The sequence below is a fragment of the Kamptonema sp. UHCC 0994 genome, assembly GCF_029167235.1.
In the GTDB taxonomy this organism is placed as follows: domain Bacteria; phylum Cyanobacteriota; class Cyanobacteriia; order Cyanobacteriales; family Microcoleaceae; genus Kamptonema.
In genome coordinates, this window is record NZ_JARFTR010000087.1 from 1 (window position 1) to 15,224 (window position 15,224).

Annotated in this window: 20 protein-coding genes; 9 read left to right on the forward strand and 11 right to left on the reverse strand. The window is 42.8% G+C overall.

The annotated features are described in order from the left end of the window. Nucleotides 1–248 precede the first annotated feature (248 nt). Complete coding sequence (locus tag PY364_RS08970; RefSeq protein ID WP_275521922.1) at nucleotides 249–983, forward strand: 15,16-dihydrobiliverdin:ferredoxin oxidoreductase; 735 nt, start codon at nucleotides 249–251, stop codon at nucleotides 981–983. Nucleotides 984–990: 7 nt separating this feature from the next. Then, a complete protein-coding gene (locus PY364_RS08975; protein WP_275521924.1) occupies nucleotides 991–1,743 on the forward strand; it encodes a phycoerythrobilin:ferredoxin oxidoreductase in 753 nt (250 codons plus the stop codon). 2 nt (nucleotides 1,744–1,745) lie between these two features. Here PY364_RS08975 and PY364_RS08980 read toward each other — a convergent pair whose 3' ends face one another. Then, on the reverse strand, nucleotides 1,746–2,576 hold the full coding sequence (locus PY364_RS08980) for a pentapeptide repeat-containing protein (RefSeq protein WP_275521926.1): 831 nt from the start codon (nucleotides 2,574–2,576) through the stop codon (nucleotides 1,746–1,748). Nucleotides 2,577–2,794: 218 nt separating this feature from the next. Here PY364_RS08980 and PY364_RS08985 point away from each other — a divergent pair, with 218 nt between their 5' ends. The 4 genes from PY364_RS08985 to PY364_RS09000 all read left to right on the forward strand — a co-directional run bounded on the left by PY364_RS08985 (nucleotide 2,795) and on the right by PY364_RS09000 (nucleotide 5,215). Further along, nucleotides 2,795–3,403: a phycobiliprotein lyase gene (locus PY364_RS08985; protein WP_275521928.1), complete on the forward strand. Its 609-nt coding sequence runs from the start codon at nucleotides 2,795–2,797 to the stop codon at nucleotides 3,401–3,403. Nucleotides 3,404–3,572: 169 nt separating this feature from the next. Next, nucleotides 3,573–3,839 (forward strand): hypothetical protein, encoded by a 267-nt coding sequence (locus PY364_RS08990; protein ID WP_275521929.1) that lies wholly within the window; start codon nucleotides 3,573–3,575, stop codon nucleotides 3,837–3,839. A gap of 9 nt (nucleotides 3,840–3,848) precedes the next feature. Further along, a complete protein-coding gene (locus tag PY364_RS08995) occupies nucleotides 3,849–4,730 on the forward strand; it encodes a HEAT repeat domain-containing protein (protein ID WP_275521931.1) in 882 nt (293 codons plus the stop codon). Nucleotides 4,731–4,738: 8 nt separating this feature from the next. Next, nucleotides 4,739–5,215: a DUF2656 domain-containing protein gene (locus PY364_RS09000; protein WP_275521933.1), complete on the forward strand. Its 477-nt coding sequence runs from the start codon at nucleotides 4,739–4,741 to the stop codon at nucleotides 5,213–5,215. 68 nt (nucleotides 5,216–5,283) lie between these two features. Here the strand turns inward: PY364_RS09000 and PY364_RS09005 are convergent, their stop codons facing one another. The 8 genes from PY364_RS09005 to cpeB all read right to left on the reverse strand — a co-directional run bounded on the left by PY364_RS09005 (nucleotide 5,284) and on the right by cpeB (nucleotide 11,069). Further along, nucleotides 5,284–5,847 (reverse strand): hypothetical protein, encoded by a 564-nt coding sequence (locus PY364_RS09005; protein WP_275521935.1) that lies wholly within the window; start codon nucleotides 5,845–5,847, stop codon nucleotides 5,284–5,286. Next, on the reverse strand, nucleotides 5,847–7,232 hold the full coding sequence (locus PY364_RS09010; RefSeq protein ID WP_275521936.1) for an ATP-binding protein: 1,386 nt from the start codon (nucleotides 7,230–7,232) through the stop codon (nucleotides 5,847–5,849). The genes PY364_RS09005 and PY364_RS09010 overlap by 1 nt, the downstream gene beginning before the upstream one ends. Before the next feature lie 8 nt (nucleotides 7,233–7,240). After that, nucleotides 7,241–7,396: a hypothetical protein gene (locus PY364_RS09015; RefSeq protein WP_275521937.1), complete on the reverse strand. Its 156-nt coding sequence runs from the start codon at nucleotides 7,394–7,396 to the stop codon at nucleotides 7,241–7,243. Then, on the reverse strand, nucleotides 7,390–7,539 hold the full coding sequence (locus tag PY364_RS09020; protein WP_275521939.1) for a hypothetical protein: 150 nt from the start codon (nucleotides 7,537–7,539) through the stop codon (nucleotides 7,390–7,392). Before PY364_RS09020 ends, PY364_RS09015 begins: the two co-directional genes overlap by 7 nt. Nucleotides 7,540–7,589: 50 nt before the next feature. Continuing rightward, a complete protein-coding gene (locus PY364_RS09025) occupies nucleotides 7,590–8,201 on the reverse strand; it encodes a HEAT repeat domain-containing protein (protein WP_275521940.1) in 612 nt (203 codons plus the stop codon). A 183-nt stretch (nucleotides 8,202–8,384) separates the two neighbouring features. Then, nucleotides 8,385–9,674 (reverse strand): HEAT repeat domain-containing protein, encoded by a 1,290-nt coding sequence (locus PY364_RS09030; RefSeq protein WP_275521941.1) that lies wholly within the window; start codon nucleotides 9,672–9,674, stop codon nucleotides 8,385–8,387. Between the two features lie 268 nt (nucleotides 9,675–9,942). Further along, nucleotides 9,943–10,437: a bleomycin hydrolase gene (locus PY364_RS09035; protein ID WP_275521942.1), complete on the reverse strand. Its 495-nt coding sequence runs from the start codon at nucleotides 10,435–10,437 to the stop codon at nucleotides 9,943–9,945. A gap of 77 nt (nucleotides 10,438–10,514) precedes the next feature. After that, nucleotides 10,515–11,069: a C-phycoerythrin subunit beta gene (gene cpeB / locus PY364_RS09040; RefSeq protein WP_275521944.1), complete on the reverse strand. Its 555-nt coding sequence runs from the start codon at nucleotides 11,067–11,069 to the stop codon at nucleotides 10,515–10,517. A 389-nt stretch (nucleotides 11,070–11,458) separates the two neighbouring features. On the opposite strand from cpeB, the gene PY364_RS09045 reads away from it, so the two are divergent. Genes PY364_RS09045 through PY364_RS09055 form a run of 3 tightly spaced genes read left to right on the forward strand, consistent with a single transcriptional unit; the run spans nucleotide 11,459 to nucleotide 13,667 of the window. Next, nucleotides 11,459–12,382 carry an ABC transporter ATP-binding protein gene (locus PY364_RS09045; RefSeq protein ID WP_275521945.1) on the forward strand — a complete coding sequence of 308 codons (924 nt, stop codon included), beginning with the start codon at nucleotides 11,459–11,461 and terminating at the stop codon, nucleotides 12,380–12,382. A gap of 5 nt (nucleotides 12,383–12,387) precedes the next feature. Beyond that, the gene (locus tag PY364_RS09050) at nucleotides 12,388–13,122 is read left to right on the forward strand and encodes an ABC transporter permease subunit (protein WP_275521946.1); all 735 of its coding nucleotides are present in this window, start codon (nucleotides 12,388–12,390) and stop codon (nucleotides 13,120–13,122) included. Continuing rightward, a complete protein-coding gene (locus PY364_RS09055) occupies nucleotides 13,122–13,667 on the forward strand; it encodes a GNAT family N-acetyltransferase (RefSeq protein WP_275521947.1) in 546 nt (181 codons plus the stop codon). The genes PY364_RS09050 and PY364_RS09055 overlap by 1 nt, the downstream gene beginning before the upstream one ends. Nucleotides 13,668–13,670: 3 nt before the next feature. Here PY364_RS09055 and PY364_RS09060 read toward each other — a convergent pair whose 3' ends face one another. Together PY364_RS09060 and PY364_RS09065 are read right to left on the reverse strand one after the other, a co-directional pair. Continuing rightward, the gene (locus PY364_RS09060) at nucleotides 13,671–13,967 is read right to left on the reverse strand and encodes a hypothetical protein (protein WP_275521949.1); all 297 of its coding nucleotides are present in this window, start codon (nucleotides 13,965–13,967) and stop codon (nucleotides 13,671–13,673) included. Between the two features lie 199 nt (nucleotides 13,968–14,166). Then, nucleotides 14,167–15,039, reverse strand: coding sequence for a 3'(2'),5'-bisphosphate nucleotidase CysQ (locus tag PY364_RS09065; protein WP_275521950.1), 873 nt, complete (start codon nucleotides 15,037–15,039; stop codon nucleotides 14,167–14,169). Between the last annotated feature and the right edge of the window lie 185 nt (nucleotides 15,040–15,224).

Below are 15,224 nucleotides of genomic sequence, written 5' to 3' on the forward strand. Positions count from 1 at the left end.
ACCGCCGATACGGCGGCGTTACAAAGTTTTACTAGGATAGACTAAAATTATGAGAATCTTTGTTAAGATTTATTGCAATTAAGAAGGTTAAATGAGGGTTGGTATAAAGTTTTTCTTGGAGAATGCTTACCGCAAAACAGGTTTTCGTAACGAAATATTACTTTGTTCATCATAAACAGAGACAAGATTTAAGGCAACCCCTACGATCGTGTTTTGAGGGAAAGATTGAAGGAGCTAGATTTTAATCTATGTTTAAGCCGTTTCAGGAATTCTTAGAAAAAGAACTGTTTGGACGTTTTGCTCTACAGAGTCGTCCCATTCCCTCTGGGTTGGAATCGGTGGTGAGTGAAAGAGGTAAAAATCCCGCCACGATTCAAAGTTGGTGTTATCAATGTCCCGAATTGCGAAAAATTCGCTACACCTACATTGATGCTGGAGAAACGGCACAAATTTTCAACAGTGTCATTTATCCAAACTATAATTACGATCTGCCTTTACTAGGAATTGATTTTTTAGCCTTTGGACAAAAGAAAATCTTGGTAGTCTTAGATTTTCAGCCTTTATTCCGCGATCGCGCTTACATAGATAAGTATATCGAACCAATGAGCGCAATTAGGGATAAATACAAGGATTTGACGCAAGACTTAGAAATGAAGTTTTACGATGCGAATCAGTATTTTTCCAAAAACTTACTATTTGCTAAAACTGACGCAGAAACGGTTGTAACTCGTTTATTTCCAGCTTATCAAGAATACGTCCAATTGTATTGGCAAATGCTAGAGCAAGCCTCTCCGCTTACTACGCCTGAAGAAATACAACGGATTGTAAAAGCGCAGAAAGATTACGATCAGTATAGTGCGGAACGTGACCCAGCATCAGGGCTATTCGGTAGCTATTTTGGGCATGAATGGTCAGAGCGATTTTTGTACGAGTTTCTGTTTGAAGATGCTGTTCCCTTAGCAGTTCCAGCGGGAGTAAGATAAGTTAAAAATGACTCTTTATCAGCCTTTCTTAGATTACGCCATCCCACTGCTAACTGAACGACTTGACTTGGCTCCTTATCCGATTCCCGCAGGTTTTGAACAGAAAGAAGCTATAACTGGGAAGGGGAAAAAAGAGCAGTTGGTTGTCACTACCAGTCATGCTTTTAAGTCTTCAAAATTACGGCAAATTCGGGCTGCTCACGTTCAAGGTGGTGATGCTCTCCAAGTTCTCAATTTTGTGATTTTCCCCCAGTTAAATTATGACTTGCCCTTTTTTGGGGCAGATTTAGTAACTTTGCCGGGGGGACATTTAATTGCTTTAGATATGCAGCCTCTGTTTCACGATGAGGCTTATCAGAAGCAATACTCAGAGCCGATTTTACCGATTTTTAACAAATATCAAAAAGAGTTACCTTGGGGAGGAGATTTTCCCGAAGAAGCAAAACCTTTCTTTTCACCTGCCTTTCTTTGGACTCGTCCCAAGGAAACAGAAGCCGTCCAAACTCATGTCTTTGAAGCTTTTAAAGATTATCTTCAAGCTTATCTCAATTTAGTTGAGCAAGCGCAACCTATAACTAATAGTGAAAGGTTGTCGGAGATTCTTCAGGCTCAACGCAATTATATCAATTATCGGGCTGAAAAAGATCCGGCTAGGGGAATGTTTACGCGGTTCTATGGTGAGGAGTGGACAGAGGAATATATTCACGGTTTTCTGTTTGATTTGGAACGCCAAATTCCCTCAGTTCAACAATCAGTGTAAATTTATCCTAGCTGATAGCCAAGACTCTGAGCCGTATTATTACGAGTAAAAGCATTCCAAGTTCCTAACTCTTTGGGATTGCGACTACAAAGCATGGCTTTCATCTCTTGGGTTAATCCTTGTGCTAGGGTAAAATCAGCGCCAGCAATACTTTTTAACTGCTCTAAATTTGCCCCAGTTAAATCTGCTCCTCGTAAATCCGCTCCTTGTAATTCAACTCCAATTAACATCGCATTCCGTAAATAAGCACCTGTAAGAAAGGCATTCTGAAGACTAGCGCCGCTTAATGCGGCTCCCTCTAAATTTGCTCCAGTTAAATCGGCTCCACTGAGATAAGCACCTCGCAGATTACAGCCGTGTAAATCGGCTCCTCTAAGGTAAGCTGTATTCAGAAAAGCTCCACTGAGATTGGCTTGGGGGCCAATAGCTTCCGAATTTTTGTAGTTAAATCCTTCGGGCCAAAGGGTATGAGTATCATATTGAGCTAATTTTAATTTAGCTTCTTTTAGGTTAGCATTAACTAAATTACAACCTTGTAAATCTGCGCGAAAAAGATAGCTTTCTTGTAAATCGGCTCCACTCAAATTGGCATCTCTGAGATTTGCTCTGCGTAAATCAACTCCCTTGAGATTCGCACCCTGGAAATTAGTTTTGCTGAGGTTTGCGCCAATCAAGTTGGCTCCACTGAAATCAATACCGGATAAATCCATCTGGCTGAGGTTGATTCCCTGGAGATTGGTTTGAGCTAGACTTTTTCCTTGCTGAATGACTGCTAAGATTTCTGTTACAGGCAGGGTTTCGGAGAGGAAAGATGAGTGTTGACGAGGTGACATTATGTTTTTCTGAAAATTTATTAATCTAGTTGCTCAAAGTTGTACCATATCATTTATCCTAGAATTTGATGGATTCCAGACTGACTTTTGTTTATTTTTCTTAACCGAAATCCGATCTGATTCCGAGTTTGGCTAAGCTCAGTTTAAAGCCTTAATCTTTCTTTTTCAATGAGATTTGTCTCAATTCCTCTGATTTCTCTCGCTAAGTTGACACAGAAATGCTATTAACACCACCGATGACTATGATGGATTTCTTTCGTAAGAGTGAGGGCGTTTGGTTTACTCAGCGAACAGTCCATAATTTTGATGCTGCGGCGGCGGATGAATCGGGAGAATCGAATGTAATTGTTGACGTTTTGTCAATAGATGATCCCAGAATTTTAGATGTTTGTCAACAGCAGAATGTCGATCCCGCTTTAGTTCGTGGGGGATGCAGTTTTATGTGGCAGGATAATTTAGATGATGCAGTCCCGAACCAAAACTATGCTGCTATTCTTGTAGATGTGCCTAATCCTAGTAATCCGAGAACGGGTAAGTTTTTGCGAAATCGCGGCTACGTTGAAGGGATTCCGGTGATTGGCGTTTACCATTTTGCGGATGATGGGGTGTTGACTATTGAGACGGAATATGAGACAAATCAAGGACAGGAACGCTGTTGGTTTATTAACGATCATTTTCGGGTACGGGTGATGACTGTGCAGATGATCAATGGGGTTAAACAAATGGCATACTGTTCTGAGCGTCGTTGTGTTTCTGACTCTGTTTTAGAAGAGATGTTGGAACACAATCGTTTGAGGTTTTCTGGGGTGGGTGTGCTGTCACCTTAAATTATAAATATCCCGGCGATTGAAATCGCAGTTAAACACACAAAGTCCAAATATTCCGGCGATTGAAATCGCGGTTAAACACACAAAGTCCCAAATATCCCGGCGATTGAAATCGCGGCTACACACACAAAGTCCGCCTACGCGGACTAATTATTAAACTATCAAAATCATGTCTGAAAACGAAGAATTGAACCCATATAATAATGATGAAAATGTCGAAAATTCAACAGAGACTAATGTTGAAGAATTGGCGGAAGTGATTGCTGAATTTGAGCAATATCGCGAACGTTTGGTTAATGAGACGATGACGGCGGCTCAAAAGGCAAAGTTACCTCAGAAGGCGGCGATGGCTAAAATTGAGCCGGAACTTGCTAAAATTGATGCTGGGCTTGAGACTCTACGCGCTCAATTGGCGGCGCTAACTACTAATAATTAGGTGATGATTATGGTTGATTCTAATGCTTCAACTGAGATAGATCCAATTTTATTGGCTCAAGCTGAAACAGATGCTTTACTGCGAAAGGTGACAGAACAAATAGACTTAGATACTTTCGATGTTAATGATTCGGAAACTTTGCAGCTTCTAGTTGAATCTTTGGGCGATACGCGGGGGATGACTCGACTGCGTTGTGCGGAAACTTTGGCGGAAATTGGGGAAGCGGCGACTCCTTTTTTGTTGGATGCTTTGGCTAATCATGCTAATGTAGTAGTTAGGCGGGCGGCGGCTAAAACTATAACTTTGATTGCCGATCCAATTGCTGTTCCTAATTTAATTCACTCTCTTTTAAATGATGAGGATACTGTTGTTAAGGGTTCATCTGTGGGGGCTTTGGCGAGAATTGGGGAACCGTCTGTAAAGTCCTTATTGGATATTTTAGCATCAACGGATTTGCCGGAGAGTACGATCGGTCATGCGGCTTGGGCGTTGGCGTTTATTGGGGCGCAGGCGAAGGAGTATTTGTATCAGGCGATCGCGTCTGATTCGCCTGTGGTGCGTGGGGCGGTGGTGGGTGCGATCGCGAAGGTGGCCCAGGAAGAACCCAAGGATGAATTATTCGAGATTTTAGTTAAGTCTCTGACTGATGTTGATGTTGATGTGCGTTGTGAGGCGGCGGCGGCTTTAGGAAATCTGGCTTATAAACCGGCAATTCCGAATCTAATTGAGTTGCTGGATAGTGGCGATGGGGAAACTCGCAGGGCGGCGGCTTTGTCGTTGATGAAGGTAGGCGATCGCGCTGCGATTGAACCGCTACAAGCTGCATTGGCAAAGGAGTCAGAAGCGGCGATTCAAGGGGTAATTAAGTTAGCAATTTCTCAAATTAAGTAACTAAAAATATGACTGAATCTGGAACGGGGCGGATGTTGCTTTCTCATAATTTTGATATGCCAGAGGGTGTTTTTCCAACCTTAAGTCGGGAAGAATTTACTCTGGTATTTACTGATGGTTTAAGTCAATATCCTGAGATTAACTGTCGTCAATTAAATCATGCTCATTGGATGGTGGAAATTTTATTTTCTACTGATATTTTTTCGCCGCCGCAAGTGGGAGAATTTTGTGCTCAATCTTTGGTGGATAAGCGGATGAGTCAGGGGAAAACTGATGATTCTTTTCCTGATATTTTGATTTTAGCGGGATTGAAGAAGACTCCGCCATTGAGTAGCGATGCTGATGCGTTGCAACCGGGACAATGGGGAGTTGATGTGGTGGAAACTCAGTCTGCTGAGAGTTTTTTGGTGGCGATGGAGTGGGAGGAGAAAACTGGGGGGAAAAGTATTGAGGATGTTTTTAAGGTTGAAAGGAGAAAGGGGTAAAGGATTAGAGGTTGTTTGGAAAGTTTGATATAAGTCCATAAACACTGATTTTGACTTTTACAACGCCATTATATTTTTCCAATCAAAAAATTGAATTGAATGTGATGTGGGGAACTAATTTTTAGCATTTTTTCTGGACGGTCATGCTCATCATTTATTGCCTCCCGTGTTGGTTTCTTATGAATATTGATATTTCTAATAGTGACAAATCGATAGACATAAGCATCAAGGAATTGCTTTGCAGACCAAAATTCTTTGCCAATTTTCTGACAATACGCGACAAAACACTGTGTACCTTTAAGTTGCTGAATAATTTTCCATTCTGGGCTTGTTGTAGCTTTTGCTTTCATCTCAATACAGAGAATAACTTTTTTCTTACCAGTATCAGCAATGATGACAAAATCTGCACGTTTGCATTCACCTTTTGAACCACAAAATATCGCTTCAGGCGATGTAAAAGCATCTGCCTTAATAACAATAACTTGCTCATCATCAGGCATTCCATTAATCGTTACAGAATAGTTACCATCAGGCTCTTTGAGTGTGACTTTTTTTTTACCGTAGCTATCTTCCATCAATGGAACTTTAGCAGTTTCCTGAATCATCTCTTTGAGAATAGCAATATCAGACATTACTCCTTACCCCAGACAATCGCTTCCTGAATCCGGTTCATAGTCTCAATAGTTGTATCAAAACTGCGTGCCTCAATACCCATTTCAGGATCAATATCTGCTGGTGTCAGGGTTTGACATTTAGTTTTTCTTGTCTTCCCTTCTAAAACGATTAAGGCCTCTTCCGCAATATAAACTTTAATTTTTTCAGACGATATCAGTTCTTCTTTCCGATAACCTTCTTCTTCAGCAATTCGCTTCAGATGAGGTTTATCGTGGTTAAGCATAATTAAAGTATTCAGTTCTTTAATAATGTAATCGCTATGGGTAGTTATAAACACTTTAATACCTAGATTTACCAGTCTGGCAAATAGCCGTGCGACGCGGCGCTGATTTTCAGGATGTAGATTCAGTTCTGGTTCATCTACCATCAATAAATCGCCCATCTGAGCCTCATGTTTCAGGTAAAAACCGATATCTAATAAAGAACGCACAGCACTAGAACTTTGATCCATAGAAAGCTTAACCCGTTTACCATGCGGCACATAATAAAGCTGATCGTTTCGGTTGACTGTATACTCACCACCGATGATGTCAGCAAAATCTGCCAATACATCGGGATGGTTGTCAGCAATGAAACTGGTTGTTTTAACCAGGGTTTCAAGTTGTCTGGTAAAATCTACATTCGTCTCGATCGGCAGAGCATAATTCTGATAAACCTTTAAGAAAAGCTTCATTGGATTAATATTATTGTTGGCTTGACCCATTTCGTCAAGCAAGCGATTACGGGCAAAATTTAACTCTTTGCGAAAAATAGCTGTACCAGTTCGTTCTGCACTAGCGATAAAAGGACGAGGAATAATTTCAGCAAAAATAATGTCTTTTAGTGCATCAGCAATGGTGGATCTAAGTATCTCGTTGGGAATTTTTACCTTTTCTTTCTCAACTAGCAGGGTGACAACTAATTCTGTACTGTCTTCACTTTTGATCAATGAAAATATTTCGGCATTAGCCGATCCTATTGTTCGCTCAAATCTGCCTCCAAAACTAATATTTTTTATGTCTATACTTACCTGAAAGTCTGTGTTTTTAAAACGTTCAGCCGGTGCTGCAAAAATCTGAGGCAATCGCTGTGTATAAGCATGACAAGCTATATCAACAATCTGCTTAACCTGCTTGACATATTCTTGTAGATCAAGACGAATTACTCCGTCAGTAAGGAGTTGCTGAATTTTATTGTCTTTGATTTCGATCAAAAATATCCGTTGCCAAGTAAACAAAAAGCCAAACAGTGCATAAGTAGCGTAGGTTTTACCAGTATTGTTGCCGCCACAAATAATTGTGAGATCGCCAAGGGTGAATTCGGCTTGCTTTAAAACACCAAGATTTTTGACTTTAATTTTCATAAATATTTTTAGGTAATAAAAGTTTTGTTAGCAGCAAGCTGCACCTGCGGTTGCTGCCCAATCGATTGCTTGGCGAGTTGTGGATAGATCGAAGTGTATGGCTGATTAGTCGCATTCTTAGGACTGCGGGCGATCGCTATCCCACATAGAGCAACAATCACCATTTCCACTTCTCGATTGCTATGGTAACAAGTTTAATGTTAATCTCCATATCCTGACGTGGCGACATCCGTCCGGCCCAGGGGTCAGATTTCAATAGCTCAGCCATTTGAGCGATCGCCTCTAACAAGCGGCCAGACTTAAACATCCATTTTGTTAAAGTCAACTAAAACCTAAACAATAAATGATAAAATAGAACTATTCCGATCGCTTATAATTCATTACCAAATCCAACCGAGATAAAGAACTCGTAGCTGATTCTCGCACATAAGAATCCACCGATTCATCATTTGCAAATGTGGTCAGCACTTCAATACAACGAGGATCGCCAACAGAAGCCAAAGCATTAACGATCGCCACCTGTACGGCGACATTATCTGTTGTCTTTAACGACTCCACCAAAATCTCAAAAGCAGAAGAACCCATTTGGCCTAATGCCATCACCGCAGCAATATGAACTACAGGATTTGAGTCATTAATTGCCTTTTTTAATCCCTGCAAACCCGATTCAGGAAAAGGCAATTCTGGATAATTAATCGCAATTTGTGCTAATACCTTCGCAGCACTTCCTCGCACTGTCACATTATCACTATTTAACAAAGCATCAACGACTGATGGCACGGCATCTTCACCGATCGCGCCCAAGGCTTTTACCGCCGCCCGACGATAGGTAACATCCTCTTCATCTAAAATGCTTACCAATCGAGGAATTGTATTTTGATCGCGGGTATCAGCAATTTCAAACATCGCCCGTTCTCGTAGATGGGGATTGGGGTGTTTCAGTTGTTCAAACAAAGCATCTGTTGTCATAGTTTTTGTGGTTTTATGTAAGTATAGCTAGGGGCTAGGGACTAGGGGCTAGGGGCTAGGGAAGAGGGAAGAAGGAAGAAGAATTCACTTAACCAACAGCGTGGTTAAATTTTAGGTACGTAGTTGGGCTTTAGCCCTCTTTGGATAATATGAAAGAGGGCTAAAGCCCAACTACGTACCTAATTAAGAAAGCGGTGACACTACAGAATTATGAGCTTTTGCTTTAGATTGAACTAACCAATCTTGGTCAGCAGCAGCAATTTCATAACCACTGAGATCGCCCAGTTTTTCCAGTGCAATTAATACAGCATATTTTAAATCCCAGATTTTAGTTTCCAGACAGGCTTTCAATTCAGGAATAGCGCGTTTATCTCCCAGTTCTCCGAAAGCGATCGCGGCAGCAGCACGAGATTTCTGAAACTGGGGTTGGGAGTTATGCAAACCTGCCAATAACAAATCGTAGGCGGGAGAATGTTTTAACCAACCAAACAATTTGATTATATGAAAATGCGCTCCATAATCATTTCTTCCCTCTTCAGCATAAGTAGCAAAAAGTGCGGCGGGTGCTTCCTCTGAATAATGTTCTAAAATTGTTTTAGTTGCCAGATAGCACAGCCCAAAATCAGTTTCATATAACTGCTGGATCAGTAGCGGTAAAGCTGGCAGTTGAGAATAACTATGCACTAAATCTAAATCTCGTGGATCGTCGCGTAATGTCTGTTCTAAATAGGGTTGAATGGTAGCAAAAGTAATGGCATTGGCAGCAATTCCCGCTTCTCCTAGCATCCGAATTCCCCGCAGTCGAAAGACTAAAGATACCGGACATCGGGCAATATTAGGAATGGCATCGTAGTAACGCGCATCAATCAAATCCTGAATAGATAACCTGCGACCTAACACATTTTTGTGCTGCAACATTGCTACAACTTTACCCATTTGGGAATAGTCTCTGGTTAGGCGACAAACTGCGGCGATCGCAGCACTAGCCGTAGGTGGATCGGCATCATCGACAAATCTGCGAATTCTTTCTAAGGCTGGCTCATAATGCAATTTAGTCAGGGTGTGGATAATTACCCGATAGGTTTGTCCCGGTTTATCCAACAATTGAGCAACTTCTGCCAAAATCTCCGAATCCTGAGTGCCAATTTCACCGATCGCCCAAACCGCATTTTCTACCGTATAGCAGTCTGGATCGCTCAAACAAGCACGAATTACTGGCAATGCTTGCACCGCTTGCAGTCGTCCCAAAGTTTCTACCGACTTCCGCCGCGCAATGCGGTTATCCATTGCTGGGTCAGTTTGCTGCACGGCCCGGATCAAAGCCTGGATTGATTTCTCCGTTGGAAAATTCACTAAATGAGAAGCCGCAATATACCGCGAATCATCCTCACTGATTCGATCTTGAGGCGTATCTAAAATAGCGATCGCTTGGTCTTCCGTTAAATTAAAAAAACTAAAAAAGCGTTTATCCATAAATCAGCAGTCGGCAATCACAATGAAAGAATATGCCTAATTAGGACTTACGTATAATAGCTTGTAACGCCGCCCTCTGGGCGGTATCTTTACCGCCCAGAGGGCGGCGTTACGCGATCGATCCGTAAGTTATGTCTAATCCTAAAACAAAATAACAAGCCCAGGAATTCTTTACCCTTACCTCACCAAAATTGGTAAAGCAACGAGCCAAGAGTTCCTAGACTTGTTGGGTAAAAACTACCCAGTCACGAGATTACAAACCCGCCAATTAGGACAGGGAGTTGATCGCGTAGTCAAGAAGAGTATTGTACTCACTCAAAGCCTGAGCTGACATATCGCGAGGTGTGCAACCGCGATTGCGAGCAAAGCTTAATGCTTCAACGTAGGGAGCGGTAGGCAGGCCCAAAGCGCGATAAACTTCACGTTGGCCAGCAATACCCCACTCATCAAGAGGGCCTGTGCCGCCAACAACTAAGCAGTATTGGACTAAGCGCAGGTAGTGCTTGATATCACGATGGCACTTTGCTTTGAAAGTATCGGTCGAATTAGCTTCACCAGCATTGTTCAGGTAAGCATATTTCTTGATGCAAGCATCATAAGCTTCTTTAGCAACTGCGTCGAGGTTGTTGCCGAGTTTTTCAGCAGCTTCCAAACGAGCAGCAGCGCGTTGGATAGAACCTTGAACGGACTCTAAATCGGAGGTGCTAGGAAAGCGACCTGCTGCATCAGCAGAGGCAATAGCGGTAGTCAGAACTGATTTCATTTCTTCAATCTCCTAAAGTGATTTTGACTGCGATCGTAGTTTCAATTTGTGTGAGCGAATTTGGGATGAGCAATTGACTAGCTCAGTGCAGAGATAATGCGATCGAAGTAGCTGGAAGATTCAGCAACCAAGCTAGCGCAACGATCTTCTACTACAGGGGTTCCCATTTTGCGGAGCTTAGCACCAGCACGAGCTTCACTAGGAGTATCAGAAATGTGAGCAGCGGCTTGAGCTTTCATGATTTGAACGGCACGCACGGTGGAGGTGGTGGGCACGCCCAAAGCTGCGTAGGTTTCTTTCAAGCCATTTAAGCAACGGTCATCAAGAACTGAAGCATCACCAGCCAACAAAGCATAGGTGACATAGCGCAGAATGATTTCTGCATCGCGCAGACAAGCAGCCATGCGGCGGTTGGGGTAGCAATTACCACCAGCTTGGATCAAGCCTTGGTTTTCGCAGATCATGCCGGCAACAGCATCAGAAACCATGCAGCTAGCGTTGCTAGCGATCGCATTCACAGCATCCAAACGACGGTTGCCACTAGCAACGAAAGCTCTCAGGGCAGCAATGTCACCGACGGTGGAAGTGCTAGCATCGGCTGCAACTACAGCTCTTGAAAAAGCGTCAAGCATTGAATTCTCCTTTAACTTAGACAAAAAATTGTTTTCTATCTCAGTTGGTCAGTGTTTGTGACGAACTTGATGGTTTTGAATATATCTCTGGAATGTTACTTCGGTCTCATTCCTTAAAAACAAAGTAACAATTTGTTACTTTTGTGGCTAAAAGCACATTTTCTTCCTTGAGAGGCACTGGGGAGCGAGGGAGAGGGGGAGAGGGGGAGCAGGGGAGGTAATGTCATGTCCGGTTAAATACTTGTCATTGATCGAGCTCGATCGCAATGACAGATCGCAAGTAATTTTTTGCCGGAAATTAAGATAAATTCTCCCTCTCCCCCATTCTCCCCCGCTCCCCCATCAGAGTATTTTGTTGTAGAATCTTGCAAAGGCTGAGCAAGAGAATTATGAGAGAAATAGCGATCCGCACGGAAAATCTGAGCCGGGATTTTGGGAAAGTTCGCGCCTTAGATAGTCTCTCCCTGGAAGTACCGAGGGGGATAGTCTTTGGGTTTTTGGGGCCAAACGGTTCTGGGAAAACTACGACGATTCGGCTGCTATTGGGATTGCTAGAAGCGACAACGGGAAGTGCTGAAGTATTGGGATATGATACGCGATCGCAAGCCCAAGAAATTCGCCAGCACGTCGGAGCACTGCTAGAACATCCGGGACTCTACGAAAGGTTGAACGCTGAAGATAATCTTGAATTTTATGCTAGAGCTTGGCGCTTGCCAACGGCTAAACGTCGCACCCGTATTGAAGAATTGCTCAAAAATCTAGGACTGTGGGAGCGCCGTCATGAAACGGTTGGCAACTGGAGTCGAGGAATGAAGCAAAAATTAGCAGTAGCCAGAGCAATGCTACATTCTCCGCCGCTGATTTTTCTTGACGAACCAACGGATGGACTCGATCCAGTCGCCGCTGCTGTTTTGCGGGAAGACTTGCAAGAAATGGTAACGCGGGAGGGAGTGACGGTTTTTTTAACTACTCATAATTTGGCAGAAGCAGAAAAGTTGTGTAGTTTGGTAGGCGTGATTCGTCAGGGAAAATTGCTGGTTGTCGGTTCTCCCGATGAATTGCGATCGCAGGCGGGGAGCGATCGCGTTGAAATTGTGGGTACAGGCTTTACTCCCAAAATATTGAACTGGGCCGAGTCTCAACCGGAAATATCTTCATTTCAGTTGGAAGGCGATCGCTTAACAATTATTCTGCGGCAGCAAATTCGCGTCCCTCGTCTAGTTAAAATCTTGGTGAAAGCGGGTGTCGAAATTGAAGAAGTCCGCAAAGGCAGCGCTAATTTAGAAGAAGTTTTCTTAAGCTTAATGGATTAACATTTATGCTCGCTGATATCTTAACTGTCATTTGGAAAGAATATCGGGAACTGTTTCAGCAGGGTAGTTGGCGCGGCATTGCTTTGTCGTTGATTTTGCCTGTAATAGTTTTTGGCATAATGTTGCCTGTATCAATGGGTATTCTGTGGGTAAAATCCCCAATTTCTGTATTTTTCTGGGCTTATTTGCCGCTTTTACGAGTATTAGCTCCAGCAGCAGATGCTTTTGCTGGAGAGCGAGAGCGACATACTTTAGAAACTCTACTGGCTAGTCCCATGTCAGACTTAGCTATTCTTCTGGGGAAAGTGGCTTCAATAGTTAGCTACGCTTGGGTGATGACGCTGATTCCTTTGTTAGTAGGATTGGGGGCAGTTAACTTTGTTTACGGACAGGGAGAACTATTGCTTTATCCAGCAAATATTGCTATTGGCGGTGCAGTTTTGGGTATGCTAGCAACAACGCTCTATACTAGCATTTACACGCTGTTTTCTTTGCGAGCGGCTACTGTAAAACAGGCTAATGAACAGTTAGGTTTAGCTACTACTGTGTTAGTTTATTTGCCAATTGTACTATTGCCTGTTTTGCCACCACAATTGCTCGGATTATTTTTGCGACCCTTGATGAAAGTTGATGCTGGACAACTATTTTTTATGTTGGCAGGGGCGTTAATTTTGCTAGATGTTGGGTTGCTGTGGTTGGTATCGAAACGTTTTGTGCGATCGCGTTTAATTTTGAATTGATGGATATAAAAATCAACAATTTGCGTGCTACTGACACAGATATTATTCAACAGTTAGCACAATGGTTAACAGAAATCTGGTCTAATGCTTGGCCGAATCTAGATGCTGCTTTGCAAGAAGTGGAAGAATCTTTAGGAGTTGGTCGCATCAGTCGCGTGGCGGTTGACGATCGCGGTACGGTTTTAGGCTGGATTGGCGGGATTGAGCAATATAATGGGAATGTGTGGGAACTGCATCCCTTAGTAGTGAAAAGGGAGTTTCGCAGACGAGGAATTGGGCGATTGCTGGTTGCTGACTTAGAAGCAGAGGTGAAAAAACGCGGCGCAATTACTCTCTGGGTAGGTACGGATGATGAAGAAAATCAGACAACTCTTTCAAATATCGATCTTTATCCGAATATTTGGGAGCACATCGCTAAAATTAGCAATTTGCGCTGCCATCCTTACGAGTTTTATCAGAAAGTGGGTTTCGCGATCGTAGGAGTGATGCCTGATGCCAACGGATTTGGTAAACCTGATATTTTCATGGCAAAACGGCTGAGATAAATTCTAAGCTTCCCACGCAAACAAGTAGTTTTCTAAATATTGCCAGCGATCGTCAGTGTAGTTAGCTTTGAGTAAATCTCTAGTATTGCCGTCAATCAGCAATTGACCCTCAGAAGAATCGGTTTCATCTTCGTGGAAGATACTGTCAGGAAATGCGTGCTTCAAATGCGTGAGGGTGTGAACAAAACTGGCGAGAAAATGATGTTCTTCTACCCATTCCCCTGGATCGGGGATAGCTGCATTTGTAGCAGTTGCGCTGTTCAAAGAATTATTTACAGAGGTTTCAGTTACGTTTTTCATATCTAGGTTTGCTAGGAACTCCAAGTCAACAGTAACTTTTTAACTATTCTAATTATTTCTAATTATCGGTTCTACCCGCTGTTCTCTCAGTGATTTTACTAGGTCTCACTCCGTGACAAATCTAAGTATTTTCTGTGACATAAATCACGGTAATTGTGTCTGGTCTGTGGTATCGACTCACAACCTTGTGAGCAAAGCGTTAAGGACTATCTATCTCTGCTAAAAGTTTTTTCGCTTGATGACAGAGTTCGCTATGACACAGACCGTTGCTAGCTAACATCCCCCCCCATTGATTGATATCTCCCTGATTATAGTGCAAAGGAGTGCCGTCAAAATGGGTAAATTGGCCGCCTGCTTCTGTGACAATTAATTCTGGGGCGGCTAAGTCCCAATCTTTGGCAGCAGATTTACCGGAAAGGGCGATATAAACATCGGCACGCTGTTCGACAATGGTAGCAATTTTGCAGCCAATACTACCAACTGCAAGCTGATTTTGAATTGGCAATTGTTGCAATAATTTATTAAAACGGTCATCGCGGTGAGTGCGGCTGACTACGAGAGATAAATCTGCGATCGCACTCCGCTCCGATACGTACAATCGTACAACCAAACCGTCCCGATTTTCTACAAAAGCGCCGCCGCCCTTAATAGCTGAATAAAGTTTTTGAGCTTCTGGCCAAGCTACAACTGCTAAGACTGGTCTACCATCGTAAACTAAAGCAATATGTACCGCATATTCTCCCGTGCGGTCAATGAAATCGCGAGTACCATCAAGGGGATCGATAATCCAAACCCAACGCTGAGGTAAAGGATTTTGACCGTGTTCTTCTAACTGGAATTTGTAAGTTTCTTCGCTGAGATAGCCAAATTCTTGATTCTCTAAAACAGTTTGCAATTGGTTGAGAATATAAGAGTTGACAGCAACATCTGCGGCGGTAACTGGGCCGTCACTTTTTTCTTGAATGTTCAGTTCGTCAGTGTTGGGATCGCCCCGATAATAGGATTGTAAAATATCTGCTGCACCCCAGCCTACCGAACGTGCGATCGCGCTAAGTTCTTCTAATGTCTTCATCTAAAAAAGCCATGCCTTAAGTAGGTAAACCCAAAACAAATAATATCATGTTTTTGGTAATGGGTGACTGGTGATTGATAATTTAATAATTTGATAATAAATGTAGAGTGGGCATTTTTAAGACTTACGCAAAAGTATCCGTAACGCCGCCATCTTGGCGGTGACTTTACCGCCAAGATGGCGGC

Excerpts from the sequence above, each read along its gene's own strand:
- PY364_RS09035 (WP_275521942.1), bottom strand. The coding sequence starts at position 10,437 with ATGAAATCAGTTCTGACTACCGCTATTGCCTCTGCTGATGCAGCAGGT.
- PY364_RS08990 (WP_275521929.1), top strand. The coding sequence starts at position 3,573 with ATGTCTGAAAACGAAGAATTGAACCCATATAATAATGATGAAAATGTC.
- PY364_RS08985 (WP_275521928.1), top strand. The coding sequence starts at position 2,795 with ATGCTATTAACACCACCGATGACTATGATGGATTTCTTTCGTAAGAGT.
- PY364_RS09025 (WP_275521940.1), bottom strand. The coding sequence starts at position 8,201 with ATGACAACAGATGCTTTGTTTGAACAACTGAAACACCCCAATCCCCAT.
- PY364_RS09065 (WP_275521950.1), bottom strand. The coding sequence starts at position 15,039 with ATGAAGACATTAGAAGAACTTAGCGCGATCGCACGTTCGGTAGGCTGG.
- PY364_RS09015 (WP_275521937.1), bottom strand. The coding sequence starts at position 7,396 with ATGGTGATTGTTGCTCTATGTGGGATAGCGATCGCCCGCAGTCCTAAG.
- PY364_RS09050 (WP_275521946.1), top strand. The coding sequence starts at position 12,388 with ATGCTCGCTGATATCTTAACTGTCATTTGGAAAGAATATCGGGAACTG.
- PY364_RS09060 (WP_275521949.1), bottom strand. The coding sequence starts at position 13,967 with ATGAAAAACGTAACTGAAACCTCTGTAAATAATTCTTTGAACAGCGCA.
- PY364_RS09030 (WP_275521941.1), bottom strand. The coding sequence starts at position 9,674 with ATGGATAAACGCTTTTTTAGTTTTTTTAATTTAACGGAAGACCAAGCG.
- PY364_RS09000 (WP_275521933.1), top strand. The coding sequence starts at position 4,739 with ATGACTGAATCTGGAACGGGGCGGATGTTGCTTTCTCATAATTTTGAT.
- PY364_RS08980 (WP_275521926.1), bottom strand. The coding sequence starts at position 2,576 with ATGTCACCTCGTCAACACTCATCTTTCCTCTCCGAAACCCTGCCTGTA.
- PY364_RS09010 (WP_275521936.1), bottom strand. The coding sequence starts at position 7,232 with ATGAAAATTAAAGTCAAAAATCTTGGTGTTTTAAAGCAAGCCGAATTC.
- PY364_RS09055 (WP_275521947.1), top strand. The coding sequence starts at position 13,122 with ATGGATATAAAAATCAACAATTTGCGTGCTACTGACACAGATATTATT.
- cpeB (WP_275521944.1), bottom strand. The coding sequence starts at position 11,069 with ATGCTTGACGCTTTTTCAAGAGCTGTAGTTGCAGCCGATGCTAGCACT.
- PY364_RS09045 (WP_275521945.1), top strand. The coding sequence starts at position 11,459 with ATGAGAGAAATAGCGATCCGCACGGAAAATCTGAGCCGGGATTTTGGG.
- PY364_RS09020 (WP_275521939.1), bottom strand. The coding sequence starts at position 7,539 with ATGTTTAAGTCTGGCCGCTTGTTAGAGGCGATCGCTCAAATGGCTGAG.
- PY364_RS08970 (WP_275521922.1), top strand. The coding sequence starts at position 249 with ATGTTTAAGCCGTTTCAGGAATTCTTAGAAAAAGAACTGTTTGGACGT.
- PY364_RS08975 (WP_275521924.1), top strand. The coding sequence starts at position 991 with ATGACTCTTTATCAGCCTTTCTTAGATTACGCCATCCCACTGCTAACT.
- PY364_RS08995 (WP_275521931.1), top strand. The coding sequence starts at position 3,849 with ATGGTTGATTCTAATGCTTCAACTGAGATAGATCCAATTTTATTGGCT.
- PY364_RS09005 (WP_275521935.1), bottom strand. The coding sequence starts at position 5,847 with ATGTCTGATATTGCTATTCTCAAAGAGATGATTCAGGAAACTGCTAAA.